The organism is Pseudomonas sp. Leaf58, from assembly GCF_003627215.1.
Lineage (GTDB): Bacteria > Pseudomonadota > Gammaproteobacteria > Pseudomonadales > Pseudomonadaceae > Aquipseudomonas.
Genome location: NZ_CP032677.1, coordinates 2579093 through 2604922 on the forward strand (window position 1 = coordinate 2579093; position 25830 = coordinate 2604922).

Sequence of the window (25830 nt, forward strand, 5' to 3'; positions counted from 1 at the left end):
GCCTCAATCCTTGTTGCGCAGGCATCGCTGCACGTTTTCGAGAAGGGATGCCCGCTGCTCGCGCGTGGCTGCGATAGCGTTTTGCCAAGCCGGTGACTGACTGAGTTGTTCACCCTCACGAGCCATCATGAGTACAAAGCTGAGGAGATCTTCCTCACGTTCCAGGCCTTGCTCGCGTGCCTGCTGCAGGTAGTACTGGATCAGGCCAAGTCGCGTGCCAGGGCAATTGGCAGACAAGGCCGGGCACGATTGTTCATCTTTGAGCAACTCGGCCAGTTGATAGCTCAGCGGGTCACCCGCCAATGCTGCCCAGCAGTCTTCGGCCAATGTGATAGGCGGGACTTGTGTGCTTTGTGGTTGGTCACCACCGGAAATTTGCAGCCACAACCTCTTGTTTGGGTGCGCTACGGGCACCCACCAGTGGCAGACAGGGGCTAGCCACTCGCTGACCCCGGGCAGGTCGCGGTGGGTGTCGAGTACTTGCAAGGCTGCAACGGTGTGGTAGCGCAGCAGGTAGGAATGCCCGTCCGCGCCAATGACAATGTTGGCATGGCTTAAGTGCTGGGCGAGTTGGGTAGGGGGCAGCGCGCTCACGATCCAGCCACATACCGCGCCCGGTGCGCTTTGTTCGAGTTGCCATTGAAAATCATACTGGGCCGACACATCGGAGCCGGGCCGTGAGCCGAACAGCCAAGGGCCCACGGTTCGCAGGTTGCTGAACTGGGCTTGTTGCAGCAGGGGCCAACAGCGTCCCGAGTAATGCTGGGTCAGTGTTTCCCGTATTTGAGGTGACAGGTTGGCCATCTCCACTATGGCGCTCAGGCGGTAGCGGTCGGATGCGCGCAGCGCCTCTACCACTGCTCTGACAAATGGACTGGGCATCAGCTTGCTCCTTCCATGCGAATCAGGTTCTGGCCTTGCTCGATCGCTTTGAGCAAGCAACTGAGGCAAATGGGTTCGCCGGGCTCGGGTATGCCAGAGGTTGAAGTCGTGCGCTGGCTGCCGTTTGCCTGTTGACTGACTGGCCCTTTGAATGCCAGTGCCAGGCCATCCAATGTGATACCGGCGCCATCGATACGCAGCAGACCGGCCGGGCTCCTGATCGTCAGGCTTTCGCTGACCTGGATGTCATAGACCTTGGTGGTTTGCCGGATAGCCTCGCCGGTCTGCAAAGTACTGTGACCGGCCACGACCTGTTCGAGGTGGCCACCGATTTCCACCCTGTGGTTGGCTTTGGTGATGTCCTGGCGATGGTTGCCGACCTGTTCGATGCGGTCCTGGCCAGTGATGATGGTATGGGTCCGGCCGACGGTCAGGCTGTCATCGGTGCCGATTTCATGTACTCGGCTCTGGCCAATACTAACGGCCTCATCTCGCGCAACATCTTCCCGACGGTCCTGGCCGATCGTAATCGTCTCGTCCCTTTCGACACGTTCGGTGCGGTCGTTGCCTATTTGCGTGGTTTCGTCATGTTTGACGACGTTGTTCTGATCTCTTTCAGCGTGGATGAAGACTTCCTGCCGGCCCAGTTCGTCCTCGAAGCGCAGTTCGTTGAAGCCATCGCCCTTGTGGGTCTGGCTCTTGAGGGTCATGCGCGTTTTGTGTTCCGGCAGATCGTACGGCGGCAGTTGATCGCCGCAGTAGGTGCGCCCGGTGATCATCGGTTGGTCTGGGTCGGCGTTGACGTACTGGATGATCACGTCCTGGCCGATGCGCGGGATGGCCATCGCGCCCCAGCTGCCGCCGGCCCAGCCCTGGGAGACGCGCACCCAGCAGGAGCTGAACTCATTGTTGGCGCTCTCGCGGTCCCAGGGGAAGCTGACCTTGACCCGCCCCCATTCGTCGCAGTAGATCTCTTCGCCAGCTGGGCCGACGACCGTGGCCATGTGCGGGCCATCGATGCGTGGCTTGTTCAAGGGCGCGGGTCGCCATTCGATCCGGCCCGGCACCAGCACGGCTTCCTGCTGGTAACGGGTGCCTTGCTCAGCGCCAGCGGCTTCCTCCTGCAAACTGGTGAACTGGATGCCTTCGTGATGCACGCTGATCGGGCGCCAATGCACATTGAGGTCTTCACGAGGGTGCTCGATAAGGGTGAAGCTCAGCCCCGGTTGCAGGCGCACATCGTCGCCTTCCACCTCGGCGATGCGGGCGTCATGGCGCAGGGCCATGAGGCGTGTGGCAGTGAACGGCACACCCACCGCATCCCGCTTGTAGCGGCCGGGGTAGTCGAAGCGCTCATAATCCCGTGACTGATGGGTGATGCTGCTGTCCGCCGCGCGGTGTTCCTGGCGGTAGGCCGGGTTGGTGAACGTATAGTCGCGTTGCACCTGCCGCGCAGTCCGTACCTGTTCGCTGTAACGCAGGTGGCGCAGGCAGGGCCCGGCCTGATCACCGCCGCGGGTGGCGCGGTACAGCACCTGGTTGGGGTCGATGTCGTCCTCTTCGAAGAAGCCTTCATCATCGTCATCAGTCTCGATCGCCCCCCGGCTGATCTGGCCCAGCGCCAGCAGCCGGTCGGTGATGATCAGATGGTGGTGTTTCGGGGTGTGCTCGAAGCGGTAGACGAAGCCTTCTTCGCTAGCCAGGCGGGCAATGAAGTCCAAGTCGGTTTCACCAGCCTGCACGCAGAACTCGCGCACCTGATGGTTGCTGATGCTCTTGATCTCGAAACGGCTGATGCCTTGGCGCTGGAGCATCAGTTCGAGAATTTGCGGCACGGTTTTCTGCTGGAAGATACGCCAGTTCGAACGCAGCCCAGCCCGGGCCAGCACGGGCTCGACCAAGGCGCGGTAACGGGTGCGATAAAAGCCCGTCTCGCCCTGGCTGAAGCTGCTGACCAGGCCATGCACGTAGCGCAGTGGGCGCTCGCCCCGCCAGAGGGTGAACAGCACCGGTTTGTCGAGCAACTGACCGAAGTCGACATCGTCTTCGAAACTGATCAATTCCAGCTTCAGCTGGAACGGTGAGCTGATCGCTTCGTCGAGTTCGAACGAAACCACTTCGAATTCAAGCCGGCCAGCCAGCGGCTGGAAGGTAAAGTGCAAATCGGATTGGCTAGACATGTGGCTCCCCTGTCACTGCTGCAAAATACCGTTGAGCGACTCCAGAACCTCGGCGGTCAGCAAGTCGAGGCGGTAGCTGTAGTAGCTGTAGGCACAGGCCATGGCGATGGCGGAGATGACCAGCGGGCTCCACCAAGGCCACTCCCACCGGCGCATGCGGTAAGGGCGATGGACCACGTTGGTGTAGGGGTCGGAGGGGAATTCCGGCGCGGGGCCACGCAGTTCGCGAATGACCTTGTGCATCCGCGAGATCAGGGCCTTGATGATGTCCTCGCACTTGGGATCAAGGGCGTACTTGCCTCTAAGGCCTAGGCAAAAGCAGAAGTACAGAAACTCCAGCACATCCTGGAACTCCTCGGGCGATTGCATGATGCGTTCAAGCAGGACGAAGATCTTCTCGCCGCCTTGGGTTTCGTCGTGGAAGATGCTCAGCAGCGGTGCTTGGCTCCAGCACGAATTGTTGCCCCAGGGGCGACTCATCACGGCCTCGTCCAGATATAGACACAAGCCGTACGAATAGACTTCGAGATGCGTAGTGGAATAGCCGTGCTGCTGTATTTCTTGGCGGATGGCGCTGACCTGAGTTTGCAGGGCCTTGTGCACGTATTCGATGTTGGGCAGGTCATCTAGCGTGCGCAGGCGTATGACCAGGCCGAACAGTGGGCTTGCTGCGTCGAGCATCAGGTTGTCGAAGCCGCCACGCAGCTGGAAATCGGGGTCGGCTGGATAACCGAGTAGATCCGTTGCGTGTTGAGGACCGGCGCCGGTGCGAGGCTGCTGGGTGCCTTTGAAATCCTCAAGCAGGATTGGCTTTTTTGGGGCCGGCACTGGTTTGTCAGCGCCATCGGAACCTTTGGACATCCTTAATCCTCGTCTATTACCGGGTCAAACTCATGCAATCGCCGCGGGCTTTCCAAGCGGTCGGGCGCAAGCATGCTGTGGAAACCGGAAGACTAACGAGGAATCAATTTACATGGGAGCTTTAGGCTTCCTAAAGTTTTGTAGGAAGTTTCGCTTTTTAGTTATTTTTTAATTATTAGTGCAACTAAGTCGTGCTGTAAGTATGTCAACTTTTGGCGCACCCCGATGGCGCCAAAAGGCCGCTCCTACAAGGGCTGCGGCACAGTAGCGGCGGGTAAGGTTATGCTCTGCTCCGGCGCTTGCAATGCAACACGCCCATAGAAGAACAACGCAGTTACCCACGTGGCAAACCAAACAAAAATACCGGCCCAGAACGTATGGGACATATAGTGCCAGCCCTGCAACACCCGGGTAGTACCGTAGACGAAACCTATCAGCAAAATCGCCACCAGCAACTTGCGGGCATGCGCCCAGCGGTGACGCAATGCCACGAAATACAGCGCCAACAAGGTAAACCCGCTGGAAGCATGACCACCTGGCCAGCAGCGGCCATCACCGGCCTTGCCCCACCAGGAGAAGTTTTCGAACCATTCGACCCGGGCCTGCGAACCACCATACAGCGTGGTTTCCACCGGGCAATACACGCTGGTATGGCTTTTCAGGTAGTGGATAACGGTGGTGCTCAAGGCGAACGCCACCACCACGAACAGCAGGTCGCGGCGGTGTTGGGTGGTAAAGCGCAGCACCGGTGCGATATGGGCCTTTTCCAAGAGCCGGGTCAGGCCCAGTTGCGGGCGGTTGACCAGCCGCGGCCAGATGAACGACAGCAAGCTGCCGATGACCGCCAGCTCACCGGTCCAGTCGGGCAGTATCCGTGGCCACTTGTGGGTGACTTTTTCGAACCACTGGTTGTGCAGCAGCGGGAACTGGCCGGTGGCTGGGTCGAGCAGCAGGTTGCTGATCCAGCGGTCGAGCTCTGTGAGGTCGAATGCCATGAACACGATAGCCGCCAGCAACAGTGGCAGCAGCAGGTTGTTGCGGTAAAAGGCAGCGCGGGACGGCATGTTCAGAGTTCCTTGGCAGCGACGAGTGTGTGCCATTCACTGGCAGCCATCTGCCCCAGCAATTTTGCTTTGCCATCGCTGCCCAAGGTGATGAACAGGGCGCTGGCATAGTTGTTTGAAATGGCGCTGGAGGGGACTTCAAGCGCCAGTTCCAGCTGCTCCATGCAGCCGCTGTGGCTGACCAGTAGCAGGTTGTGGCCGCTGCGCTTGAGGGCAAAGGCGTTCTTGGCAAACTGGTCGTCACACTGATTAAGCCAGTTTTGCGTGGCAATGGTTTTACCGAACAGGGCGTGTGCGGTCTGCTGGGTGCGCACCTCGGGACTAGCCCATACATCGGTTTTTTCCAGGCCAAGGCGTTGCAGGCCGCGGCCTACATCGGCGGCCACTTGGCTGCCTGCGACCGTGATACCGGTGGGGTCACCCAGGCAGGCCCCGCCGGAGCGGTCGCAGCGTTCGGCATGGCGAAGCACGACAATTACTGAACCGTTCGACCAATCGGCATATAGCCCGCTGCTTTGCAGGAAATTGGGGGGGCCAAGTGTGGGCACGGCAGTGCAGCTATGGGCCCAGGCAGCCGTCACCACCAGTGCCAGCAGCATGCACAGTGCTGTAACCAGCATGCTGCGCGAAGGCTGGCGCGTTGCTTGGAACAGCCTTAGCGCGGGGTATTTGTCGATGACGCCTTGCAACATGCTGCCACTCTCCTGTCCGCTCGTTCTGATCGCGAGCGACGGCACTTTAGGCGGCGAAATGTCAGCAGAGAGTGGCCTGAATGTGAAAAATACCTTGAGCCGACGGGCTGTACCCGGCAGGGCGGTGAACAATGAAAGTGGTTTCCCAGCATTTTTGAACGCTTATTTTTGTACGACAGCCGACCCACGGCAGGTTGACGAACGCGCGGTTTTTTGATGTATTGAAACCGGTTTCATCACTACCACAATAATCATAAGGACAGCCAATGACCGACGCGCCTGCCCATGCCCGCGAACGGGTCACCATCAGTGAAGTTGCGCGTGTCGCTGGCGTTTCCAAGGCCACCGTCTCGCGTTACATCGGTGGCGACCGCCAGTTGCTGGCCGAAGCCACGGCCAAGCGCCTGGAAGCGGTCATCGAGCGCCTAGGCTACCGCCCCAACCAGATGGCCCGTGGCCTTAAACGCGGCCAGACGCGGCTGATCGGCATGCTGGTGGCCGATATCCTCAACCCCTATTCAGTGGCGGTGATGCATGGCGTGGAAACCGCCTGCCGCCAGCACGGCTACAGCCTGGTGGTGTGCAACACCAACCGTGACGACGAGCAGGAGCGGCACCACTTGGTGGCGCTGCAGTCCTACAACGTCGAAGGGTTGATCGTGAACACGCTCGGCCATCACCCCGGCGAACTGCTCAACCTGCAGCGCGACATCCCCATGGTGCTGGTCGACCGCCAGCTGCCAGAACTGAATGTCGACCTGGTGGGCCTGGACAATGCCGATGCGGTGGAGCAGGCCCTTGACCACCTGCATGCGCAAGGTTACCGCGACATCCTGGCGGTGACCGAGCCCCTCGATGGCACCAGCTCGCGCCTGGAGCGCGTACAGGCGTTCGGCGCGTCGATCAGCCGCCGCCCCGGCATGCGCCAGCAGGTGCTGGAAATCAGCGCCGGGCTAGATCGCCAGTTGGCGGCGTTCCTCGCCAACAGCGGCCATGGCCCGCAGGCGATCTTCACCTGCAACGGTATCGCCACCCTGGCCGTGACCCGAGCCCTGCATGAAGCGGGGCGCCAGCTGTTCGCGGATGTCGGGCTGATCGCCCTCGACGACCTCGACTGGTACCCCTTGGTCGGCACCGGCATCACCGCGCTGGCCCAGCCTACCGAGCGTATTGGCGTGGCGGCATTCGAGAGCTTGCTCAGTCGCCTGCGCGGCGACAGTGGGGCGGCGCGACGTGTCGACTTCAGGGCCGAGCTGATTATACGAGGTTCAACCCAACCACATTAACGCGTGGCAGGCCTCTGCGGGCCTGCTGTTGGTAAAAAATGAAACCGGTTTCATAAGGACAATAACAATGCATGCAAACCCCGTTTCCATCAGCCTCTCCAGCTACGGCGCCGAGTTTGTCCGGCAACGTGGCCAGGAGCAGTTTCTTGACTTGCTGGCAGCCGCTGGCGTTACCCGTGTGGAGCTGCGCGAAGAATTGTTCACCCGTACACCGGACGCAGCAGCGCTTGCGGCGGCCATTGCCGCGCGGCGCCTCGAGTGCCTGTATTCCACACCGCTTGAACTGTGGACTGCGCAAGGCGTGCCGGCCCCGCAATTGGTGCACAAGCTGGAAACGGCACGTGCCCTCGGCGCGGTGGCGCTCAAGGTTTCCCTGGGGCACTACCAGGCGGGCTGCGATGTCGCGGCCTTGGCCGAGTTGTTGCCGGCGCACGGGCCGTTGCTGCTGGTGGAGAACGACCAGACCGCGCAGGGCGGCAGAATCGAGCCCCTGCAGCAGTTTTTCCAACGTGCCGAGCACCTGGGGTTGAGCCTGGGCATGACCTTCGACATTGGTAACTGGCAGTGGCAGGGCGAGCCTGCCCAACACGCCGCGCGTCAGCTTGGCCGCTGGGTGCGTTACGTACACTGTAAAGCCGTGCAGCGCCGGGCCGATGGCCGCCTGGCTGCCGTGCCGCCGCAGGCCGCGGACCTGGAAGACTGGGCTGCACTGATGGCCGAGTTCAGCCCCGGGGTGGTGCGTGCCGTCGAATACCCGTTGGTCAGCGACGACCTGCTGGCGCTGACCCGCGCACACGTACACGACTTGTCGCGGCTGGGGCTGTGCGCAATTGTGAGCAAGGAGCCGAGCCATGCATGAGCATGATGTGCTGTGTTTCGGCGAGACCATGGCCATGTTCGTTGCTGAGCAGGCCGGCGACCTGGCCAGTGTCGGCCAGTTCGGCAAGCGCATCGCTGGTGCCGACAGCAACGTGGCTATCGGCCTGGCGCGGCTGGGCTTCAAGGTTCGCTGGCTGAGCCGGGTGGGCGATGACTCGCTGGGCCGTTTCGTCGTCGACAGCTTGCGCCGCGAAGGCCTGGACTGTTCTGCCGTCGAGGTGGACCCCAGCTACCCCACTGGCTTTCAGCTCAAGGCCCGCTGCGACGATGGCAGCGACCCAGCGGTGGAATACTTCCGCCGCGGTTCGGCGGCCAGCCGCTTGTCGCCAGCGCTGATTCGCCCGGCTTGGCTGCAGGCCCGCCACCTGCACGCCACCGGCATCCCGCTGGCACTGTCGGAGGGTTGCCGGGCGCTGTCCCATGCACTGGTGGACGCCATGCGCGCCGCCGGGCGCAGCATTTCGTTCGACCCCAACCTACGCCCTTCGTTATGGCCGAACCACGCCAGTATGGTGCGCGAAATCAATGCCCTGGCAGCCAAGGCCGACTGGGTCTTGCCAGGCCTGGAGGAGGGCCGGCTGCTAACCGGTCAGCACACCCCGGCGGACATCGCCGCGTTCTACCTTGACCAAGGGGTGGAGCTGGTGGTGATAAAGCTGGGCGACGCGGGTGCCTATTTGCGCAGTGCCAAGGGCGAAGGCCAGGTGGCGCCGGTGCCGGTCAGCCGTGTGGTGGACACCGTCGGCGCCGGCGATGCCTTTGCCGTCGGTGTACTCAGCGCGCTGCTGGAGGGCCGCCCACTGGCCGAAGCGGTGGCGCGTGGTAACTGGTGCGGCAGCCGCGCCGTGCAGTCGCGTGGCGACATGGAAGGGCTGCCGCTGCGCCATGAACTGGAAGCCCACGAGTTGCGCAAAAGCGCGTGAACTAGACCCGAATCACCTGTTGCAACAAAAACAACAAGCTCAGGAGAAACAAACCATGCAAAGCCAAAGCCTGGCACCTCGCCGCTGGTGGTACATCATCCCGATCGTGTTCATCACCTATAGCCTGGCGTACCTGGACCGCGCCAACTACGGTTTCGCCGCCGCTTCCGGCATGGCCGACGACCTGCAGATCACCCCCACGCTGTCTTCGCTGCTGGGTGCACTGTTTTTCCTCGGTTACTTCTTTTTCCAAGTGCCCGGCGCGATTTACGCCGAAAAGCGCAGTGTGAAGAAGCTGATTTTCGTCTGCCTGATCCTCTGGGGCGGCCTTGCCACGCTTACCGGTATGGTCAGCAACGTGTACATGCTGATCGGCATTCGTTTCTTGCTCGGGGTCGTGGAGGCGGCGGTGATGCCGGCCATGCTGGTGTACCTGTGCCACTGGTTCACCCGCGCGGAGCGTTCGCGCGCCAATACCTTCCTGATGCTCGGCAACCCGGTGACCATCCTGTGGATGTCAGTAGTGTCGGGGTACCTCATCAAGCATTACGACTGGCGCTGGATGTTCATCATCGAAGGCTTGCCTGCGGTGATCTGGGCATTCCTCTGGTGGCGCCTGGTGGATGACCGCCCAGCCCAGGTGAACTGGCTGAGCGAGCAGGAAAAGACCGCCCTGCAGCAGGCGCTGGCCGCCGAGCAGCAGGGGATCAAGCCGATGAAGAACTACCGCGAGGCGTTCCGCTCGCCGCAAGTGATCATCCTCGCGCTGCAGTACTTCTGCTGGAGCATCGGCGTGTATGGCTTCGTGCTGTGGCTCCCGTCGATTATCAAGCAGGCAGCGAATGTCGATATCGTGCAGGCCGGCTGGCTGTCGTCGGTGCCCTACCTGGCGGCGGTACTGGGCATGGTTGGCGTGTCGTGGGCGTCCGACCGCCTGCAAAAGCGCAAGCGTTTCGTTTGGCCACCGCTGCTGATCGCCGCCGTCGCGTTCTATGGTTCGTACGCCTTGGGCAGCGAGCATTTTTGGCTGTCGTACGCGCTGCTGGTGGTCGCCGGCGCCTGCATGTACGCCCCTTATGGCCCGTTCTTCGCGATCGTGCCCGAGATTCTGCCGGCCAACGTCGCAGGCGGTGCCATGGCGCTGATCAACAGCATGGGCGCGCTGGGTTCGTTCGGCGGCTCGTGGCTGGTGGGCTACCTCAATGGCGCCACGGGTGGGCCTGGTGCTTCTTACCTGTTCATGTGCGGTGCGCTGCTGGCCGCAGTGGCGCTTACCGCTGCACTCAATACTTCCCCAACGTCGAGCCGGGCCAAGCGCAACGGCTCACGCCTGGCCATGAACCCTTAGGAAACCTGCAATGAAGAAGCGAATCGTCCTGTACAAACGCCTGCCCGACGAGCTGATGGCACGCCTGCACGAACGCGTCGAGGTAACCTGGGTGGATACCGCCCAAGCCGATGGCTTGGCCCGCCTGCGCGACGCTCTGCCCGGGGCGCATGGGTTGCTGGGCGCCAGCCTGCGCCTGGACGCCAGCTTGCTCGACTTGGCGCCACAACTGGAGGTGGTTGCCAGTGTTTCGGTCGGCGTGGACAACTATGACATTGCCGAACTCAGCCGGCGCGGCGTGATGTTGACCAACACGCCTGACGTGCTGACCGAAACCACCGCCGACACGGGTTTTGCCTTGATCCTGGCTACCGCCAGGCGGGTGGTGGAGCTGGCGAATTGGGTACGGGACGGCCACTGGCAGGCCAACCTGGGCCCGGCGCATTTCGGCAGCGATGTGCACGGCAAAACCTTGGGTATTGTCGGCATGGGCCGAATCGGCGAGGCCCTGGCCCGGCGTGCGGCAGCTGGCTTCGGCATGCGCGTGTTGTACCACAGCCAGCGGGCCAAACCGCAAGTGGAGGCACGGTATGCCGCGCATCAATGCAGCCTGGATGAGCTATTGCAGCAGGCGGATTTCGTGTGCTTGACCGTACCGCTGAATGCCAACACCGAAGGCCTGATCGGTGCGCGGGAATTGGCGCTGATGAAACCTGAGGCCATCCTGGTGAACATTTCCCGCGGGCGGGTGGTGGATGAGAACGCACTGGTTGAAGCGCTGCGTGCCCGGCGTATACGCGGTGCCGGGCTGGATGTGTTCGTACAGGAACCGTTGCCGGTGAACTCGCCGCTGCTGCAGTTCGACAATGTGGTGGCGACCCCGCACATCGGCTCGGCCACCGAAGAAACCCGCCAGGCCATGGCGCGTTGTGCGGTGGACAACCTGCTCAGCGCGCTGGCGGGTGAGCGGCCGGCGAATCTGGTGAATGAGGTGTGCAGGCCTTGAACATCAGGGGCCGCTATGCGGCCCCCTTGCAGCGACCTTCGCAGGTGCTTACCGGCAGTTACCGGCCTTGCGATAGCCCGCCGCCTGCGCTTCACCTTCGGTGGCGAAGCTGACCTGGTTCTTCGCCGTCACCTGGTTGTAGCCCGGGCAGCCAACGGAAAGGTGATAAACGTGGCTGTTGCGGTTGCCAAGCACCGCCCCCACCGACTCGGCGCTGGCCAGGCTCGGCTTGGCTTCTGGCTTGGCGGCCTTCGCCGGCACGGCTTGCACCACGCCACTACCGACTGGCGTGTAGCCGGCCGTCCACTTGCGTTCGCCGGTCACGAACGGGTTGGCATGCCCCATGATCGCGGCAATGCGCCGGTCACGCTCTTTTTCCCAAGCCGACACTGGATGCTGTTTGTCCCAGGCCATCAGCAGCTGTTGCTGTTGGCGCGACATGTTCAGCTTGTAGCGGTCGTACATGTAGAACGTGGTGCGGGCCACCAGGCCTTTCACTTCGTCTCGTGGTTCGGCCGCGCGCTGCACGAAATCGACTTTGGTGCTGCACTGCCCATATTGCCCGGCATTGCCAGCGACCATGGCGTAGTTGAAGTTGCTGCGGTCGCCGTTGACCTCGCCCACCGCCGGGTACAGGTTGAACAGGTCGGCCTCCATGGCGCGGAACACCGGATCGTCATCCACGCAATGCTCACGGCCGCCGTTTTTCCAGCACTGGCGCTGGTTGCCGAAGGTGTAGGCGGGCACGATGTGTTCCCACTCGGTGCGCTCGGCGCGGTTCTGTTGCTTGCGGGTCTGGTAACCGCACGAAGCAGCATCGATGCGCCCGCCGGACTTGCCGACCCACGTCCATTTGCAGCCGCAATACAAGTCGCCCATGGCACTGCTGGCCTGGTCCATGTACACCTTCTGCTTGGCCACCACCTTGGCCTCGGTGAAGGTTGCTGGCGGGCTGGCCAGAGCGGGGAGGGTGAAGGAAAACAGTAAGGTTACGGCGTAAAGCAGTGATTTCATGGGGAAAACATATTTCAAATTGGGGCGCGCATTGTAATGCTTCCGCCCGGGCTGAGCAGCTCGCACGCTCAGCTTTATCACTGCACAGCGAAAACCTGGTTAACCGCAACCGGTCACGCCTACATGGAAAAAAGGCCGGGCAGACGGTAACCTTGCGCCTTCCTTTGCCATCACCCGGACCGTTCGATGCTGTTCAATCTTGCCGTATTGTTCGGCACCCTGGTGGCCATGGAGGGCGTTGGTACGCTGGCTCACAAGTACATCATGCATGGCTGCGGCTGGTGGCTGCACCGCTCGCACCATGAGCCGCAGTTGGGCATGCTCGAAACCAATGACCTGTACCTGCTGGCCCTAGGGCTAGTCGCCACAGCGCTGGTGGCCTTGGGCAAGAGTGGTTATGCGCCATTGCAGTGGGTCGGGGGTGGGGTGGCGGGGTACGGCGTGCTGTATGTCGTCGCCCACGACGGGTTGTTTCACCGGCACTGGCCGCGCCAGCCTCGCCCGGTTAGCCGTTACCTCAAACGCTTGCACCGTGCGCACCGGTTGCACCATGCGGTGAAAGGGCGCACCGGGAGTGTGTCGTTCGGGTTCTTTTACGCACCGCCGTTGCGAGTGTTGAAGCAACAATTGCGCAGCAGGCGCGGCCAGCCGTAACAGCCTGTACCGGCCTCTTCGCGGGTAAACCCGCTCCCACAGCAGCCCTCAAGGCCACTACGCCCCCTGTAGAAGTGGCCCGTCGCCTTAATTCACGGTTTCTCCCTCTGGCTGCGCCGCCACCTGCCCACGGCTGACCCACCAGCCAAACCCCGCTGCGGTGAAGAACATGATCAGGCTATACAGCGCTGCCGGCACCGCCATGGTCGCGTTGTTCAGCAACGAAGGGCTCAACGCCAGGGCAATCGCCAAGGTCCCGTTATGGATGCCAATCTCCATGCCGATGGCAATCGCCTGGCGCTTGGGGATGTTCAGCAGGCGCGGCACCCAGTAGCCCACCGTTAGGCTCAACAGGTTGAACAACAGCGCGGCCAGGCCCACCACCGGCGCGTACTCAACCACGGTCTGCCAGTCCTTGGCCAAGGCCAGGACGATGGTGAAAGCCAAGAACAGCGCCGCCACCAGCTTCATCGGTTTTTGCATGCGGGCGGCAAAAGCAGGGGCGAAACGGCGAATCAGCATCCCCAGCGCCACCGGCAACAGAACAATGGCGAACACCTGCAAGACCTTGGCGAACTGCAGCGGGATGGCCTGGTCGGACGCCATGAACCAGCTCAACGACAGGTTCACCAACAGCGGCATGGTCAGGATCGCAATCAGCGAGTTGACCGCCGTCAGGGTAATGTTCAACGCCACATCGCCATGCGCCAGGTGGCTGAACAGGTTGGCCGTGGTGCCGCCAGGCGAGGCGGCCAGCAGCATTAGCCCCACTGCCAAGGCCGACTCCAGGCCAAAACCATTGGCGATCAGGAAACACACCAGCGGCAGTAGCAGGATCTGGCAGGCCAGGCCCACCACCACCGGCTTGGGGTACTTCACCACGCGGGCAAAATCGGCCAGGGTCAGCGACAACCCAAGGCCGAGCATGATGATGCCCAAGGCCAGCGGCAAAAAGGCGGTCAGCAAAGGTGAGGCGGTCATGGGCGGTTTCTCGGCCGAGGATCTCGAGGAGTGTAGGTCGGCCTGAATTGCTAGCTAATTGCAAAGCGCCAGCTCTCTGTAACCGTTTGTTACCAAGCGCAGCGGCGCTCGCGGCCGCATGCCGCGTTGCAGTAGGCCATTAGGCGCAGTAGCATTCCCGTTTTAACCGAGGATTAGCCTGTGATGCCGTTCCAGCAAGGTCTGCTTGCCACCCCGGTGCCGGCCCACGCCCGTCACCTGTTCTTCTCTTTGCAAGCGCCCGAGGCGCTGCCTGCCGCCCTGGATGCCTTGCTGCCGCAGGTCGATGGCGAACAGTTGATCCTGGGCGTCGGCGCCCCGCTGGCCAAGGCCTTGGGCCGCGAAATACCGGGCTTGCGTGCCTTCCCGCTGCTGGATGCCGCCGTGGAAAACCCCAGCACCCAACACGCCCTGTGGGTGTGGCTGCGCGGCAACGAGCGCGGCGACCTGCTGTTGCGCGCCCAGGCCCTGGAGCAGGCGCTGGCACCGGCTCTGCGCCTGGCCGACAGCGTCGACGGCTTCCTGCACCGGGGCGGCCAAGACCTGACCGGTTATGAAGACGGCACCGAAAACCCAGTGGACCAAGACGCCGTGCAGGCGGCCATCGCCGCCGATGGTTCCAGTTTTGCCGCCTTCCAGTTGTGGAAGCACGACCTGGAATACTTCAAGTCGCTGCCCCAGGCCGACCAGGACAACATCATCGGCCGCCGCCTGAGTGACAACGAAGAGCTCGATGATGCCCCAGCGTCGGCGCACGTCAAGCGAACGGCCCAGGAAAGTTTCGAGCCCGAAGCGTTCATGGTGCGCCGCTCGGTAGCCTGGGCGGACGCGCGCGGCGCTGGGCTGGCCTTCGTCGCGCTGGGCCACAGCTTCGATGCGTTCGAGGTGCAGCTGCGGCGCATGAGTGGCCTGGAAGACGGCATCATCGACGGCCTGTACCGCTTCAGCCGGCCACTGTCAGGTGGCTATTACTGGTGCCCACCGATGAGCGACGCAGGTGTCGACCTGCGCTCGTTGTTGCAGGCCTGATCACTAAACATCCAGATACAGAAACACCCGCCGGCGCTGGGTAGAGCGGCTAGCCTTGAAAGTTTCCGACTCATGGCGGGGGCTTTTCCATGTACGCACGTCGTGATGTCCTACGCGCGGGTGCCACCTTGGGCTTGCTGGCCGCTAGCCCTTGGCTGCACGCTGCGGCCCCAGCGGGCTTGCTGACCCGCAAAATACCGTCCACCGGTGAGGCGCTGCCGGTGATCGGCGCTGGCACTTCCGGCAGTTTCGAAGTGCAAGCCGGCTCGGCACAGTACCAGCAATTGAAAGTGGTACTGCAAGCGTTCTTCGAAGGCGGTGCACGGGTCATCGACACCTCACCCAACTATGGCGGTGCCGACAGCATCCTCGGCCAATTGCTGGAAGAGGGCGGTTGGCACCGACAGTGTTTTCTCGCGACCAAGATTGCCGCCAACAGCCGGGCCGACGCCGAAGCGCAATGGGCCGGCAGCCTCGCCAGCTTGCGCACCGATACTGTCGACTTGCTGCAAATTCATAACCTGCGCGACTGGCAGGCCCAGCTACCCTATGCCCGCGAGTTGCAGCAACAGGGCAGGACCCGCTACGTCGGCATCACCCATTACCTGGACAGCAGCCAGGACGAAGTCGCCCGCATCGTGCGCAACGAGCCGTTGGACTTCATCCAGATCAACTACGCAGTCAGCGCCCCCAACGCTGCCCGTGAACTGCTGCCGCTGTGCCAGGACAAGGGCGTTGCGGTGCTGATCAACCGGGCCTTCGACGATGGCCGCTTGTTCGCCAGGGTCAAGGACCAGCCCTTGCCCGGCTGGGCCGCAGAGGCGGGGATCGGCAGTTGGGCGCAGCTGTTTCTCAAGTTCGCCATCAGCCACCCGGCGGTGACCACGGTAATTCCCGCGACCAGCCGGCCCGAGCGCCAGCTGGACCAGCTTAAGGCAGGGCATGAACCCCTATTGACCCAAGCGCAGCAACAGGCGCTGATCAAGCAGTTTACTTGACGCCATGGATGCCTGGCGCCGGCGCTTGGGCCAGGGGCTGAACATTCGGCCCGGCGAGGGGCCGGCGGTAGTCGCCGGCCTGCTGCTGTTCTACCTGTTGTTCACCGGCTACTTCATGCTGCGCCCGGTACGCGAAACCATGGGTGTAGCCGGCGGTGTGGGCAACCTGCAATGGCTGTTTACCGGCACCTTCATCGCCACCCTGGCGTGCCTGCCGCTATTCGGCTGGCTGGCTTCCAAGGTACAGCGCAGGCATATCCTGCCGTGCACCTACGGTTTCTTTGCCAGCAACTTGTTGCTGTTCGCCGTGCTGTTTGCCCGCGATTCGCAGGCGTTGTGGGTGGCCCGTGCCTTCTATATCTGGCTGTCGGTGTTCAACCTGCTAACCATCTCGCTGGCCTGGAGCCTGCTCGCCGACCTGTTTTCCACCGCGCAAGGCAAGCGCCTGTTCGGCCTGTTGGCCGCTGGGGCCAGCCTGGGCGGGCTGAGTGGCCCCATCCTTGGCACGCTGCTAGTGGCGCCGTTGGGCCATGCCGGGCTGTTGCTGCTAGCCGGCGGCTTGCTACTGGGCAGTATTGCCGCGGCCCAGGTCCTGCAAGGTTGGCGTACGCGCCACCCGCTGCTGGCGCAAGCCGAACGGCCGGGCACTCGGCCGCTGGGCGGCAACCCGTTTGCCGGCGCCACCGCGGTGCTGCGCTCGCCATATTTGCTGGGTATTGCCCTGTTCGTGGTATTGCTGGCCAGCGTTAGCACCTTCCTGTATTTCGAGCAGGCGCGCATCGTCAGTGAAACCTTTACCGACCGCACCCGGCAAACCCAGGTGTTCGGCTTGATCGACACCGTAGTCCAGGCGCTGGCCATCCTTACCCAGGCGTTACTTACTGGGCGCCTGGCCCGGCGCCTGGGCGTGGGCGTTTTGCTGGTGGCGGTGCCACTGCTGATGGCGGCGGGTTTCCTGTGGCTGGCACTGGCCCCGGCGTTCGCCGTGTTCGCGGTGGTGATGGTAGTGCGCCGGGCGGGTGAATATGCGTTGGTCAGGCCTGGGCGGGAGATGCTGTTCACCGTCCTGCCCGCCGAGGACAAATACAAGGCCAAGAACTTCATCGACACCGTGGTCTATCGCGCTGGCGATGCCTTCAGTGGCTGGCTCAAACGCGCACTGGACGTGATCGGCGAGCACCCGCAACTGGCAATGCTGATTGGCGCGCTGATGGCGTTGGGGTGGGCAGCCACGGGTGGCTGGCTGGGGCGCCGACAGGCCCGCCAGGACGGCGCCCGGCGCGACTGACAAGCGCGCCAAATACACGCTGGCCGCTTATTTAACGCCACCGGTCAGAACGCTTCGCAATAAAACGAATCCCCTCATATGGGCGAACTCCGAACAGGTGTACGGCAAAGGTGCCGTGCATTCTGAAGTCATATGAGGTTTAAGACCATGGCCACTAAAGACAACAGCCGTAGCGGCAATCAACAAGGCAGCCAGGGCGGTAACAAAAACCCAGGCAACTTTGCCAATGACCGCGAGAAAGCTTCCGAAGCTGGGCGCAAAGGCGGCCAGCATTCCGGTGGCAGCCAAAGCAGCGAATCGGGCCGCAAGGGCGGCCGTTCGTAAGTGAGGCTACGCAGTGCCAGGGTAACCCGGCACTGCGATTTTCAAGCACAGGAGGTCCCCATGCGACTGCCCCCTCTGATAACACTTATCGGCGCATTGACCCTACTCGGTGGCTGTTTTGACCGCGATACCGATCACCCTGCCAAGGATGCCGACCCGAGCAAACCTTCTTTGCAAATGCAGCAACCCAGCGACACACCCGCTGCCCAACCTACGCCGGGTTCAGACCCGCAGCCAGGGCAAAAAGCAGGCCAATAACTTGCGTACGAGGAACACAGCATGACGGTCATGACCCGCAAGACCGCCACGATGGTACCGGCGCTGGCGACAGGGCCTAGCCTTCACCAGCGTTACCGGGCACTGCTCGACGGCCCTGACGCCGCCAGCGCTGAGTGGTTGCAGGCGCAACTGGCACGCGTGCAGCACGTATCGGACGATCTGCCGAGTGATCCTGCGCAGTTGCAAGCCTGGAGTGCCCAGCATGCCGCCCAGGTGGCCGCAACCTATGCCGACTACCTTGAACAACGCCGGCAAGGTGCGCCAAGGCGCTTCTTTTCCAGTCGCGCCCAAGCCTTGTGGTTTCTCCAGCAAGTCGCCCCCACCAAAGCTGTGGATGGTGCATGGCTGCACAGCACCTTGCGCCATTGGGCTGACCCCCGCTACCACGGCCTGATTCGCACCTACCTGGAAGAGTTGGGCGGGGGTGACCCCCGTTGTAATCATGTATTGATCTACCAGCGGCTACTGAGCCGGCTGGGCTGCCTGCAGCAACCGGGCCTGGATGACGAGCGCTACCTTCAGGGCGCACTGCAGCTTGCGCTGGGCCAGCATGGCGAAGCGTTCCTCCCTGAAGTGATTGGGTACAACCTGGGCTACGAGCAACCGCCACTGCACCTGTTGATCACCACTTATGAACTGGCGGAACTGGGCATCGACGGGCATTACTTTCAGCTTCATGTGACCATTGATAATGCAGCCAGTGGCCATGCTCATTTATCGATCCAGGCATTGCGCCAGTTGTGCCCAGCCGCCGGGCAGCGTGCGTTCTACGAACGTGTGCGCCTTGGCTACCGGCTGAACGATCTGGGCGTTGATACCCCAAGCCTGATCAGCCGCTTTGACCTCCAGGCCGAGCTGCTTAAAGTGCTTGAGCACAAGCGCAACTTCGGCCAATTCATGCATTCTGACCATTGCCGTTTGCAACAACGCACCATCAATCAGTGGTTGGCCGAGCCGGGCGCCATGCCGGGGTTTCTTGAAGCCCTACAGGCCCAAGGCTGGATCCGTCGCGGTGAGGAGCCGGCCCGAAGCCGCTGGTGGAAGCTGATCGACGGGCCCTCGGCGCCGATGTATGGCGTTTTCACCGCCTACGAGAAGCAGGTGTGGCACGACTGGATCGCCGCGGGCTGGAACGCCTGCGTTCGTCGCATAAGGCCGGGCAGCTGGGAGGTACCGCTGCAAGTGGAGGACTTACCCACGGCCGACGCACAAGGCGACGACATCGACGCGCTGATCGCAAGAATGGCCGGCAACCGTCACGCAACCCCCGAAGGCTTGCAAGCGACGCGCGCCTACCTGCGTGCCACCGGCCTGATTCAGGAGGGACCCCGCTGATGCTGTTAGACCCGCAACAGCTCGAAACCGACCAGGCACTGCTGCAACTGGGCAAGCGGCTGTGGGCCGACGGCTATCGCTTCACCTGTGTCTCGCCCGCTACCCACGCCCGGGTCATTGCGCGCCATGCAGGCGAACCGGCCAGTACACTGCGCGATGTATTTGGCTGGAGCCGCCCGTTTGCCCCTGCACTGATCTGCGCCGATGAACTTGAGCAGCTTCAGCGTGCCCAGGTGCTGACAGCGCACACGCAGCTGTTACGCAGTAACGTGCGCTGGTCGAACTATGAAGACCTGCTGTTGGTGCACTCGGCGTACCCGACCGAGGCGAGCGACGCAGTGTTTTTTGGCCCGGACAGCTACCGTTTTGCCCAGGTTATCCAGGCTCACCTGCAACGCACCCCACAGCCGGTCGAGCATGCAGTGGACATTGGTTGCGGCACCGGTATCGGTGCGTTGCTGATTGCTCGGGCCGCCCCCCATGCTCAGGTCAGCGCTGTCGACATCAACCCGCTGGCACTGCGTTACACCGCCATCAACGCGGCGCTGGCGGGCGTGAGCAATGTCTCGGTGGAGCCCAGTGATCTACTCCAGGGCATTACCGGAACGTTCGACCTGATCGTCGCCAACCCGCCGTACATGTTAGATGTGGGCGAACGCACCTACCGGCATGGCGGTGGTGCGCTGGGTGCAGAACTGTCGCTGCGCATCGTCGAGCAAGCCTGCGAGCGGCTAACGACCGGCGGTTCGCTGTTGCTGTACACCGGCGTAGCCATCGTCGAGGGCCGCGATGCCTTGCTCGATGCCATCCGCCTGCGCCTGGCAGGGCCGCAATGGGCGTGGGTGTACCGGGAAATCGACCCGGACGTGTTTGGCGAACAGCTCAGCGAACCCGGTTACCAACAGGTCGAGCGCATCGCCGCCGTGGCCCTCACCGTTACGCGCAGCCGCTGAGGCAACATGGCGCAATCCTGCACGTTCGGCATCGAGGAAGAGTACCTGCTGGTGCACCTGGGCTCAGGGCAGGTACCGGCCGCACCTTCGCCCGCGGTGATCGGACGCTGCCGCCAAGCGCTGGGCCAATATTTCGCCCAGGAAATGTTCCGCAGCCAGATCGAAGTGGCTTCGCCGGTGTTCGCTAACTTGTGCGAGGCACGCGAATTCTTCCAGAACAGCCGCCAGCGGCTGCGCACGGCGCTGGCCGAAGAGGGCATGGGCCTGTACGGTGCGGCAAGCCACCCCAATGCCGCCTGGCTGCGGCAGAAGCCCGCTGCACCCGCGCATTACCGGCAACTGTTCGACGACTACCAACATGTGGCGCGGCGTAGCCTGCTCAATGGCCTGCATGTGCACGTCGGCGTACCGCCCGGGTGTGATCGCATGCAGCTGATCAACCGCGTACTGGCCTGGCTGCCGTTGTTGCTGGTGCTGAGTACCTCATCCCCGTTGTGGGCGGGCCAGGGCACCGGCTACATGAGCTACCGGCGGGTGATTTGTGGGGAATGGCCACACATGGGGTTGCCAGAGCCTTTACCCGACTGGGCCGCCTACGAACGCTACCGCGCCTTGTTGCAACGCACCGGTTCGCTGGCCGCGGATGGCGACTTCTGGTGGGCTATCCGCCCTTCGCGGCGCTTCCCGACGGTGGAGCTGCGGATCTGCGATGGCTGCCCGCAGTTGGAGGACGCCCTGTGCATCGCCGCGCTGTTTCGTCACCTGGTGGAGCACAGCATCACGCACCGCTATGACCCTGCGGCGTGCAATCGTGAACTGCGCTGGGTTGCCCAGGAAAACTATTGGCGTGCCATGCGTCACGGGCGCCACGGTCAGTTCATTGGCGTGCATGATCAACAGCCAGTCACCGCCGAAGGCTGGCTGGCCCAGTTGCAGGAGCAGTTGCCGATTGACAGCGCCGACGCCGCACGTGCCTTTGGCCATGCCCAGTGCCTGCTGCGCGACGGCACCCATGCCGACCAGCAACTTTGCTGCCTGGCCCAGGCCCGCGCTGCGGGGCTGAGCCGGGCGCAGGCGTTGCGGGCCGTAGTGGCCGCGGGGGCTTGCAATTAGCCAGGGTTGGCCGAAAATGGCCGCGCCCCCGCAGCCAATCGGAACCACCTGCTCCATGATGCTGACCCAGCAATTCCCCGATATTTCCCTTGATGACACGCTGTTCGTCTTTGCCCTCGAGGCCGAGGCCGGCGATGTGTTCGCAAACGTCAACACCGTGTTTACCGGTATTGGCAAGGTCAATGCCGCCATCGGCCTGAGCAAAGCCATCGCCGCGCGCCGGCCCAAACTGATCGTCAACCTAGGCTCGGCCGGCAGCCAGCGCCACGGCAAGGGCGCAGTGGTGTGCTGCACCCGCTTCGTGCAGCGCGACATGGACGTTACCCCGCTGGGCTTTGCCCGCTACCAGACGCCGTTGTCTGATATCCCGGTGGTGCTGGAGCATGGCGCGGCCGTTCCCGGCCTGGCCGTTGAGGCTTGCGGCAGCGGCGACAGCTTCGAGATCAACCATGGCGATGCGCCTTATGACGTGGTCGACATGGAGGCCTACGTGCTGGCGCTGATCGCGCGCAGCGAGGGCATCCCGTTCGTCTGCCTGAAGTACATTTCCGACGATGCTGGCAGTGACGCTGCGCAGGATTGGGCGGTGCAGGTACACCTGGCGGCGCAGGCTTTTCAGCGGGTGTTGTTCAGCCCAGTGTAACCACAGGGCAGGGCGGCTAAACCTTCGCCGCCCGTTGCAGTCATCTCAGGTATTGGCAAGCAACCCTGGGAGCACCCTCATGGCTCGGGCAATTTGGAAAGGCGCCATCAGTTTCGGCCTCGTGCACATCCCCGTGGCACTCAATACCGCGGTCCGCACCGAGCGGGTCGATTTCGACTGGCTCGACAAGCGCAGCATGGAACCGGTGGGCTACAAACGGGTGAACAAGGTCACCGGCAAGGAAATCGACAAGGACAACATCGTCAAGGGCGTGGAGTTCGAAAAAGGCCGCTACGTGGTGATCAGCGAAGAGGAAATTCGCAAGGCAAGGCCCGAAGCGACGCAGACCATCGATATATTTTCCTTCGTGGAGGCCAGCGAGATCCCGCTGCAGCACTTCGACACGCCGTATTACCTGAGCCCCGACCGCCGTGGCGGCAAGGTGTATGCCTTGCTGCGTGAAACCCTGGCGAAGACCGGCAAGGTGGCGCTGGCCACAGTGGTGCTGCACACCCGCCAGCACTTGGCGCTAATACGGCCACTGGACGATGCGTTGGTGATGATTACCCTGCGCTGGCCCGAAGAGGTACGCGGGCTGGAAACGCTGGAGTTGGACAGCAGTGTGACCGACGCCAAGGTGGACAAGCGCGAATTGGACATGGCCAAGCGGCTGGTAGCAGACATGAGTGGCCCTTGGAAACCAGCGGATTATCAGGATGCCTTCCGCCAGACCATCCTCGACTTGGTGGAAGAAAAGGCCCGCAAGGGCAAGATCGAAACGGTTGAAAAGGGCGACGCGGCGGCGGTGGAAAAAGGCGCGGATATCCTCGACCTTACCGAGCTGCTCAAACGCAGCCTCGGCGGCAACAAACCGGCGAAGAAGGCGCGCAAGGCGTCATAGCGTTGTGATTTGGGACATTGCCCGCGATTCAACGCGGTGCCCGGCAGCGGCTGCGCCGATGTTCGCGGGCAGGCCCGCCGCTGCAGGTGCGCTCGGCCGTGCAACAGCCATCACAGTAGCTGTGCTTGCAACCCTGCCAGATAATCAGCAAACCCTTCGCCGGCGCGGCTGTCGCGCCGGCTGCTGGTGGCTACGCTGTGCTTCGCCGTCCAAACAATTTGCGCGCCACTGGCCTGCAGGTCGCTGACCAACTGCACATCTTCATGCGCCGCCAAGGGCCGGAAACCGCCCACGCGGTCGTAGGCGGCGGCGCATACGCCAAGATTGGCCCCGTGCACATGCCGATGCCCCTCCCGTGGCTGGTAACGGCTGTGGTACAGCTTGCGCAACGCAGCCGTGTGCCACGGTTGCCAATACTCGATATGTACCGTACCGCACACCACTTCAGCCCTGCAGGCCAGCTGGGAGAGCAACCAGTGCGTGGGTACCCGGCTGTCGGCATCAGTGCAGGCCAGCCAGCGCGCGCCGCGCTCGAGCATGTGTGCTGCGCCCACCCGGCGCGCCATGCCGACGTTGCCGGCTTCTACCGCCAGCACCTGCACGCCAAAGCGCCGTGCCACGGCGGCGCTACCGTCGCTGCAGCGGTCCAGCACTACCAGTACCTCGACCTGATGCCCAGCCTGCTGCGCCTGCTGGGCAGCGGCCAGCACCGCCCGCAGGCAGCGCCCCAGGCGCCGGGCTTCGTTGTGCGCCGGGATGATCACGGCGATCATGGGCAGGTCTCGTCCAGGTCGACGACGCTGGGCTGGCAGGCCCAGTATTCCAGCACGAAGTCCGCCTCCTCGTGCTGCAGCTGCACATACAGCGGCAGGTGCCGGGCGAGCATGCGGTGCACGTCACGCCCGTCCTGTGGGCAGCCGGCGATGGGGTGTTTCCAGTGGCAGGCTAGCAGCCCGCCGTCGTAGGTCAGGCTGGCTACCGACTGCTCGATTACCTGCAGCCAGTCGGTGGGGTCCAGGTAGTAACCGATTTCACTGAGCACGATCAGGTCGAAGCGCCCGCCCGGCCAGTCCGCCGGCAACCGCGCCAGCTCCACCGAGGCGTTGTGCGCGTTCACCAAGCGTGCACGTGCCAGGCCTACCGCGGTCGGGTCCAGGTCCTGGCACAGCAGCTCGGCGCAACGCTCGGCCAGCAAGGCGCTGAGTTCGCCATTGGCGCAGGCTGGCTCGAAGGCATGCTGGTAGCACTGGCGCGGCAGGCAGGCCATGACCAACTCACGCTTGCGTTTTTCGTACCAGCGGGTGCGAAAGGCCCAGGGGTCTTCATTGCTGGCGTACAGGTCGGCGAAGTACTGCGGGTCGAGGCTCATGACCACTCCATTTACAGAAACACCAGTTCGAAAGGTTGCAGCAAACAATCCAGCAAATTCTGCGGCAGCACCGGCGGGCGCCGGCCATCCGGCTCCAGCTGGCTGACGTGGGCGGCGAGGGCTTTGCGCTTGCGCGCCAGGCGGGCTTCGTCCAGCTGGATGCGGTGGGCCCGTGGCCACGGCAGGCGCGGGTCGTCCGGTTGCGCCCAATGCCAAGCCCACACCGGGACTTCCAGCCATTGCACCTGGCGCGCTTGGGCTGCCTGGGCTGCGGCCCGGCCCACCGCTTCGTGGTCACAGTGGCCGTCGCCGCGCCAGGTGGCCACCAGCAAGTCGCCAGGCTTGAGCAGCTGGCTCAGGTGGTTGACCAAAAACGCCTCGTTGCGTGGCAACGCGCCGTCCTTGAGGTGCAGGCGGCGCCAGTCCACGCGCCCCAGATCAAGCTCAAGCTGTTGCAGGGCATGGCGGCTTTCCTGCGGCCTTTGCCGCCGCAGGCGGTGTTCGGTCCAGTGGGCCGAACCGGGGTGGCTGGCTTCGCCGTCGGTGGCGGAGATCAGTACCAGGTCGTGCTCGCGGCCACGAAAACCCGCCAGCAGGCCACCGGCCATGAGAATTTCATCATCGGGGTGCGGGGCCAACAGCACCAGGCGGCGACCTGGCGGGCACAGCTGCTGCGGGTCGATCCACGTGGCCCTGGCCAGGTGCGCGGCCTGCTGCCAGGCTGCCCACGGTGTGCCGCTGCTCGACTGGATCAGGTTCTCACTCATAACTGCCAGCTCCCCGCGGGTTGTTGCGCCAACTGCTGGCCGAGTGCCGCCAGATCGCGCTCGGCATGGCTCTGGCGCAGAAACACGGGCAAATCGGCGTTCAACCGGGCGAAGTGACTACTGCGGCAGAACGGCGTGGCGCCCAGCGCTCGGCCAACGTGATGGATGACCTGATTCACCGCCTGTTCCACCTGCGCCCGGCTGCGGCGCACCTCGAAGCTAGCGTCTGCCCCCGGCTGGCGGTCGATCCACGCCGCGCATTCGCGCAGTGCCGCCCTGGCCCCCAACAAGTCGGCGTCGACCGCGCCCAGGTGGGCATCGGCATGAGGGTCGGGGCGAGGGTTACGGCAGTGTTCCCGCAGGTAATCGGCCAGGGCTTCGGCGGCGCCGTACCAGCAGGCTGCGATGCCGGCACCGCCATGCCAAAACCCCGGTCGCGACAGATACTGCCCGGGGCGGCCGATGGCGATGCCCGGTGTGTCATTGAATGCGACCTCGACGCTGGCGGTGGTGGCCATGCCGATTGCCTGCCAGTGTTCGATGGTCAGGCCTTGGCTGGGATGGGACAGCTCGATGGCCACCAGCTGCGGCTGGTCATGCGCATCCCAGGCGGTGATCAGCGCCCGGTCGATTTGCAACGCGCCCGAACACCAGGCCTTGCGCCCGCTCAGGCGCACCCGTTCGCCATCCCGGGCCACAATGCAGGTGCGGGCATCCGGCGCTTCGGCGGCCCACACGCCCCAGATACCCGCCGCGGCGTGATGGGCGCCAGCGCATTCGGCAAGGATCGCCAACGCGTCGGTGTGGCCCTCATAGAGCTTGGCCAGGGCCAGGTCACAACCGGCAACCCGCGCCAGGGTTTGCCAGCGCCGTAACGTGTTGCCCTGGCCGGGCAGCGGCAGCAGGTCAAGTTGGTCGGCTTGCAGCGCCTGGATCAGCTGTGGCAACTGGGTATCCAGGTTGAGCGGTTGCTGCCGTTCGCCGAAGGCGCGCAGCAGGCGATCGAGATTGGTCAGCTCAAAATCCTGGACGATGCTCATGGGCTCGGGCTCCTTGGCCAGGCA

General features: G+C 63.3%; 27 protein-coding genes and 1 pseudogene. 17 read left to right on the forward strand and 11 right to left on the reverse strand.

The window, feature by feature from the left end; genetic code table 11:
- Window positions 1–3: 3 nt before the first annotated feature.
- The 5 genes from DV532_RS11975 to DV532_RS11995 form a co-directional block, all read right to left on the reverse strand.
- Window positions 4–882 carry a DUF4123 domain-containing protein gene (locus DV532_RS11975; protein WP_056796959.1) on the reverse strand — a complete coding sequence of 293 codons (879 nt, stop codon included), beginning with the start codon at window positions 880–882 and terminating at the stop codon, window positions 4–6.
- Window positions 882–3062 (reverse strand): type VI secretion system Vgr family protein, encoded by a 2181-nt coding sequence (locus DV532_RS11980; RefSeq protein ID WP_120715334.1) that lies wholly within the window; start codon window positions 3060–3062, stop codon window positions 882–884. The genes DV532_RS11975 and DV532_RS11980 overlap by 1 nt, the downstream gene beginning before the upstream one ends.
- 12 nt (window positions 3063–3074) lie before the next feature.
- A complete protein-coding gene (gene icmH / locus DV532_RS11985) occupies window positions 3075–3923 on the reverse strand; it encodes a type IVB secretion system protein IcmH/DotU (RefSeq protein WP_120715336.1) in 849 nt (282 codons plus the stop codon).
- 245 nt (window positions 3924–4168) lie between these two features.
- Window positions 4169–4987 (reverse strand): phosphatase PAP2 family protein, encoded by an 819-nt coding sequence (locus tag DV532_RS11990; RefSeq protein WP_056796976.1) that lies wholly within the window; start codon window positions 4985–4987, stop codon window positions 4169–4171.
- A 2-nt stretch (window positions 4988–4989) separates the two neighbouring features.
- Window positions 4990–5679, reverse strand: coding sequence for a phosphohistidine phosphatase (locus DV532_RS11995; protein WP_056796978.1), 690 nt, complete (start codon window positions 5677–5679; stop codon window positions 4990–4992).
- Between DV532_RS11995 and DV532_RS30260 the strand changes: the two genes are divergently transcribed.
- From DV532_RS30260 to DV532_RS12020, 6 genes are all read left to right on the forward strand, one after another.
- Window positions 5678–5896 carry a hypothetical protein gene (locus tag DV532_RS30260; RefSeq protein WP_162948973.1) on the forward strand — a complete coding sequence of 73 codons (219 nt, stop codon included), beginning with the start codon at window positions 5678–5680 and terminating at the stop codon, window positions 5894–5896. The genes DV532_RS11995 and DV532_RS30260 overlap by 2 nt on opposite strands.
- A 49-nt stretch (window positions 5897–5945) precedes the next feature.
- Window positions 5946–6965: a transcriptional regulator PtxS gene (gene ptxS, locus DV532_RS12000; RefSeq protein ID WP_056796981.1), complete on the forward strand. Its 1020-nt coding sequence runs from the start codon at window positions 5946–5948 to the stop codon at window positions 6963–6965.
- A gap of 67 nt (window positions 6966–7032) precedes the next feature.
- Window positions 7033–7824 (forward strand): TIM barrel protein, encoded by a 792-nt coding sequence (locus DV532_RS12005; protein WP_056796986.1) that lies wholly within the window; start codon window positions 7033–7035, stop codon window positions 7822–7824.
- Window positions 7817–8767, forward strand: coding sequence for a sugar kinase (locus DV532_RS12010; RefSeq protein WP_056796989.1), 951 nt, complete (start codon window positions 7817–7819; stop codon window positions 8765–8767). Before DV532_RS12005 ends, DV532_RS12010 begins: the two co-directional genes overlap by 8 nt.
- A 55-nt stretch (window positions 8768–8822) precedes the next feature.
- Window positions 8823–10115: an MFS transporter gene (locus DV532_RS12015; protein WP_056796992.1), complete on the forward strand. Its 1293-nt coding sequence runs from the start codon at window positions 8823–8825 to the stop codon at window positions 10113–10115.
- A 10-nt stretch (window positions 10116–10125) separates the two neighbouring features.
- On the forward strand, window positions 10126–11100 hold the full coding sequence (locus DV532_RS12020; RefSeq protein WP_056796995.1) for a D-glycerate dehydrogenase: 975 nt from the start codon (window positions 10126–10128) through the stop codon (window positions 11098–11100).
- A gap of 48 nt (window positions 11101–11148) precedes the next feature.
- Here the strand turns inward: DV532_RS12020 and DV532_RS12025 are convergent, their stop codons facing one another.
- A complete protein-coding gene (locus tag DV532_RS12025) occupies window positions 11149–12114 on the reverse strand; it encodes an endonuclease (protein ID WP_056796998.1) in 966 nt (321 codons plus the stop codon).
- A gap of 186 nt (window positions 12115–12300) precedes the next feature.
- Here DV532_RS12025 and DV532_RS12030 point away from each other — a divergent pair, with 186 nt between their 5' ends.
- Entirely contained in the window at window positions 12301–12768 is a 468-nt protein-coding gene (locus DV532_RS12030; protein WP_056797000.1) for a sterol desaturase family protein, read from the forward strand.
- Window positions 12769–12855: 87 nt separating this feature from the next.
- On the opposite strand, the gene DV532_RS12035 is transcribed toward DV532_RS12030, so the two are convergent.
- On the reverse strand, window positions 12856–13749 hold the full coding sequence (locus DV532_RS12035) for a bile acid:sodium symporter family protein (RefSeq protein ID WP_056797003.1): 894 nt from the start codon (window positions 13747–13749) through the stop codon (window positions 12856–12858).
- A 183-nt stretch (window positions 13750–13932) separates the two neighbouring features.
- Here DV532_RS12035 and DV532_RS12040 point away from each other — a divergent pair, with 183 nt between their 5' ends.
- From DV532_RS12040 to DV532_RS12085, 10 genes and pseudogenes are all read left to right on the forward strand, one after another.
- Entirely contained in the window at window positions 13933–14796 is an 864-nt protein-coding gene (locus DV532_RS12040) for a Dyp-type peroxidase (RefSeq protein ID WP_056797005.1), read from the forward strand.
- An 89-nt stretch (window positions 14797–14885) separates the two neighbouring features.
- On the forward strand, window positions 14886–15794 hold the full coding sequence (locus tag DV532_RS12045; RefSeq protein ID WP_056797010.1) for an aldo/keto reductase: 909 nt from the start codon (window positions 14886–14888) through the stop codon (window positions 15792–15794).
- A gap of 4 nt (window positions 15795–15798) precedes the next feature.
- A complete protein-coding gene (locus tag DV532_RS12050) occupies window positions 15799–17082 on the forward strand; it encodes an NTP/NDP exchange transporter (RefSeq protein WP_056797013.1) in 1284 nt (427 codons plus the stop codon).
- 204 nt (window positions 17083–17286) lie between these two features.
- Window positions 17287–17406 (forward strand): annotated as a pseudogene (locus DV532_RS12055) (KGG domain-containing protein); the annotation flags it as partial.
- Between the two features lie 60 nt (window positions 17407–17466).
- Entirely contained in the window at window positions 17467–17664 is a 198-nt protein-coding gene (locus DV532_RS12060; protein ID WP_082476764.1) for a hypothetical protein, read from the forward strand.
- A gap of 21 nt (window positions 17665–17685) precedes the next feature.
- Entirely contained in the window at window positions 17686–19020 is a 1335-nt protein-coding gene (locus DV532_RS12065; protein WP_056797018.1) for an iron-containing redox enzyme family protein, read from the forward strand.
- The gene (locus DV532_RS12070) at window positions 19020–19973 is read left to right on the forward strand and encodes a class I SAM-dependent methyltransferase (protein ID WP_056797021.1); all 954 of its coding nucleotides are present in this window, start codon (window positions 19020–19022) and stop codon (window positions 19971–19973) included. The genes DV532_RS12065 and DV532_RS12070 overlap by 1 nt, the downstream gene beginning before the upstream one ends.
- Window positions 19974–19979: 6 nt before the next feature.
- Window positions 19980–21086: a carboxylate-amine ligase gene (locus DV532_RS12075; RefSeq protein WP_056797023.1), complete on the forward strand. Its 1107-nt coding sequence runs from the start codon at window positions 19980–19982 to the stop codon at window positions 21084–21086.
- A gap of 55 nt (window positions 21087–21141) precedes the next feature.
- Window positions 21142–21729, forward strand: coding sequence for a nucleosidase (locus DV532_RS12080; protein ID WP_056797026.1), 588 nt, complete (start codon window positions 21142–21144; stop codon window positions 21727–21729).
- Between the two features lie 79 nt (window positions 21730–21808).
- Complete coding sequence (locus DV532_RS12085; RefSeq protein WP_056797029.1) at window positions 21809–22630, forward strand: Ku protein; 822 nt, start codon at window positions 21809–21811, stop codon at window positions 22628–22630.
- 110 nt (window positions 22631–22740) lie between these two features.
- On the opposite strand, the gene DV532_RS12090 is transcribed toward DV532_RS12085, so the two are convergent.
- From DV532_RS12090 to DV532_RS12105, 4 genes are read right to left on the reverse strand one after another with little or no spacing between them, the layout of a single operon-like run.
- Window positions 22741–23403: a glycosyltransferase family 2 protein gene (locus tag DV532_RS12090; RefSeq protein ID WP_056797033.1), complete on the reverse strand. Its 663-nt coding sequence runs from the start codon at window positions 23401–23403 to the stop codon at window positions 22741–22743.
- Complete coding sequence (locus tag DV532_RS12095) at window positions 23400–23999, reverse strand: bifunctional 2-polyprenyl-6-hydroxyphenol methylase/3-demethylubiquinol 3-O-methyltransferase UbiG (RefSeq protein ID WP_056797036.1); 600 nt, start codon at window positions 23997–23999, stop codon at window positions 23400–23402. The genes DV532_RS12090 and DV532_RS12095 overlap by 4 nt, the downstream gene beginning before the upstream one ends.
- A gap of 11 nt (window positions 24000–24010) precedes the next feature.
- Window positions 24011–24766, reverse strand: a complete 756-nt coding sequence (locus DV532_RS12100; protein WP_056797039.1) for a PIG-L deacetylase family protein — start codon at window positions 24764–24766, stop codon at window positions 24011–24013.
- Window positions 24763–25806 (reverse strand): acyl-CoA dehydrogenase family protein, encoded by a 1044-nt coding sequence (locus DV532_RS12105; RefSeq protein ID WP_056797042.1) that lies wholly within the window; start codon window positions 25804–25806, stop codon window positions 24763–24765. Before DV532_RS12105 ends, DV532_RS12100 begins: the two co-directional genes overlap by 4 nt.
- Window positions 25807–25830: the final 24 nt, after the last annotated feature.

Coding starts and splice junctions, on each gene's coding strand:
- DV532_RS12015 (WP_056796992.1), top strand. CDS start 8,823: ATGCAAAGCCAAAGCCTGGCACCTCGCCGCTGGTGGTACATCATCCCG.
- DV532_RS12045 (WP_056797010.1), top strand. CDS start 14,886: ATGTACGCACGTCGTGATGTCCTACGCGCGGGTGCCACCTTGGGCTTG.
- DV532_RS12100 (WP_056797039.1), bottom strand. CDS start 24,766: ATGAGTGAGAACCTGATCCAGTCGAGCAGCGGCACACCGTGGGCAGCC.
- DV532_RS12010 (WP_056796989.1), top strand. CDS start 7,817: ATGCATGAGCATGATGTGCTGTGTTTCGGCGAGACCATGGCCATGTTC.
- DV532_RS12025 (WP_056796998.1), bottom strand. CDS start 12,114: ATGAAATCACTGCTTTACGCCGTAACCTTACTGTTTTCCTTCACCCTC.
- DV532_RS12060 (WP_082476764.1), top strand. CDS start 17,467: ATGCGACTGCCCCCTCTGATAACACTTATCGGCGCATTGACCCTACTC.
- DV532_RS11980 (WP_120715334.1), bottom strand. CDS start 3,062: ATGTCTAGCCAATCCGATTTGCACTTTACCTTCCAGCCGCTGGCTGGC.
- DV532_RS30260 (WP_162948973.1), top strand. CDS start 5,678: ATGCTGCCACTCTCCTGTCCGCTCGTTCTGATCGCGAGCGACGGCACT.
- DV532_RS12035 (WP_056797003.1), bottom strand. CDS start 13,749: ATGACCGCCTCACCTTTGCTGACCGCCTTTTTGCCGCTGGCCTTGGGC.
- DV532_RS12090 (WP_056797033.1), bottom strand. CDS start 23,403: ATGATCGCCGTGATCATCCCGGCGCACAACGAAGCCCGGCGCCTGGGG.
- ptxS (WP_056796981.1), top strand. CDS start 5,946: ATGACCGACGCGCCTGCCCATGCCCGCGAACGGGTCACCATCAGTGAA.
- DV532_RS12040 (WP_056797005.1), top strand. CDS start 13,933: ATGCCGTTCCAGCAAGGTCTGCTTGCCACCCCGGTGCCGGCCCACGCC.
- DV532_RS12105 (WP_056797042.1), bottom strand. CDS start 25,806: ATGAGCATCGTCCAGGATTTTGAGCTGACCAATCTCGATCGCCTGCTG.
- DV532_RS12030 (WP_056797000.1), top strand. CDS start 12,301: ATGCTGTTCAATCTTGCCGTATTGTTCGGCACCCTGGTGGCCATGGAG.
- DV532_RS12050 (WP_056797013.1), top strand. CDS start 15,799: ATGGATGCCTGGCGCCGGCGCTTGGGCCAGGGGCTGAACATTCGGCCC.
- DV532_RS12020 (WP_056796995.1), top strand. CDS start 10,126: ATGAAGAAGCGAATCGTCCTGTACAAACGCCTGCCCGACGAGCTGATG.
- DV532_RS12085 (WP_056797029.1), top strand. CDS start 21,809: ATGGCTCGGGCAATTTGGAAAGGCGCCATCAGTTTCGGCCTCGTGCAC.
- DV532_RS12095 (WP_056797036.1), bottom strand. CDS start 23,999: ATGAGCCTCGACCCGCAGTACTTCGCCGACCTGTACGCCAGCAATGAA.
- DV532_RS12005 (WP_056796986.1), top strand. CDS start 7,033: ATGCATGCAAACCCCGTTTCCATCAGCCTCTCCAGCTACGGCGCCGAG.
- DV532_RS11990 (WP_056796976.1), bottom strand. CDS start 4,987: ATGCCGTCCCGCGCTGCCTTTTACCGCAACAACCTGCTGCTGCCACTG.
- DV532_RS12070 (WP_056797021.1), top strand. CDS start 19,020: ATGCTGTTAGACCCGCAACAGCTCGAAACCGACCAGGCACTGCTGCAA.
- icmH (WP_120715336.1), bottom strand. CDS start 3,923: ATGTCCAAAGGTTCCGATGGCGCTGACAAACCAGTGCCGGCCCCAAAA.
- DV532_RS12065 (WP_056797018.1), top strand. CDS start 17,686: ATGACGGTCATGACCCGCAAGACCGCCACGATGGTACCGGCGCTGGCG.
- DV532_RS12080 (WP_056797026.1), top strand. CDS start 21,142: ATGATGCTGACCCAGCAATTCCCCGATATTTCCCTTGATGACACGCTG.
- DV532_RS12075 (WP_056797023.1), top strand. CDS start 19,980: ATGGCGCAATCCTGCACGTTCGGCATCGAGGAAGAGTACCTGCTGGTG.
- DV532_RS11975 (WP_056796959.1), bottom strand. CDS start 882: ATGCCCAGTCCATTTGTCAGAGCAGTGGTAGAGGCGCTGCGCGCATCC.
- DV532_RS11995 (WP_056796978.1), bottom strand. CDS start 5,679: ATGTTGCAAGGCGTCATCGACAAATACCCCGCGCTAAGGCTGTTCCAA.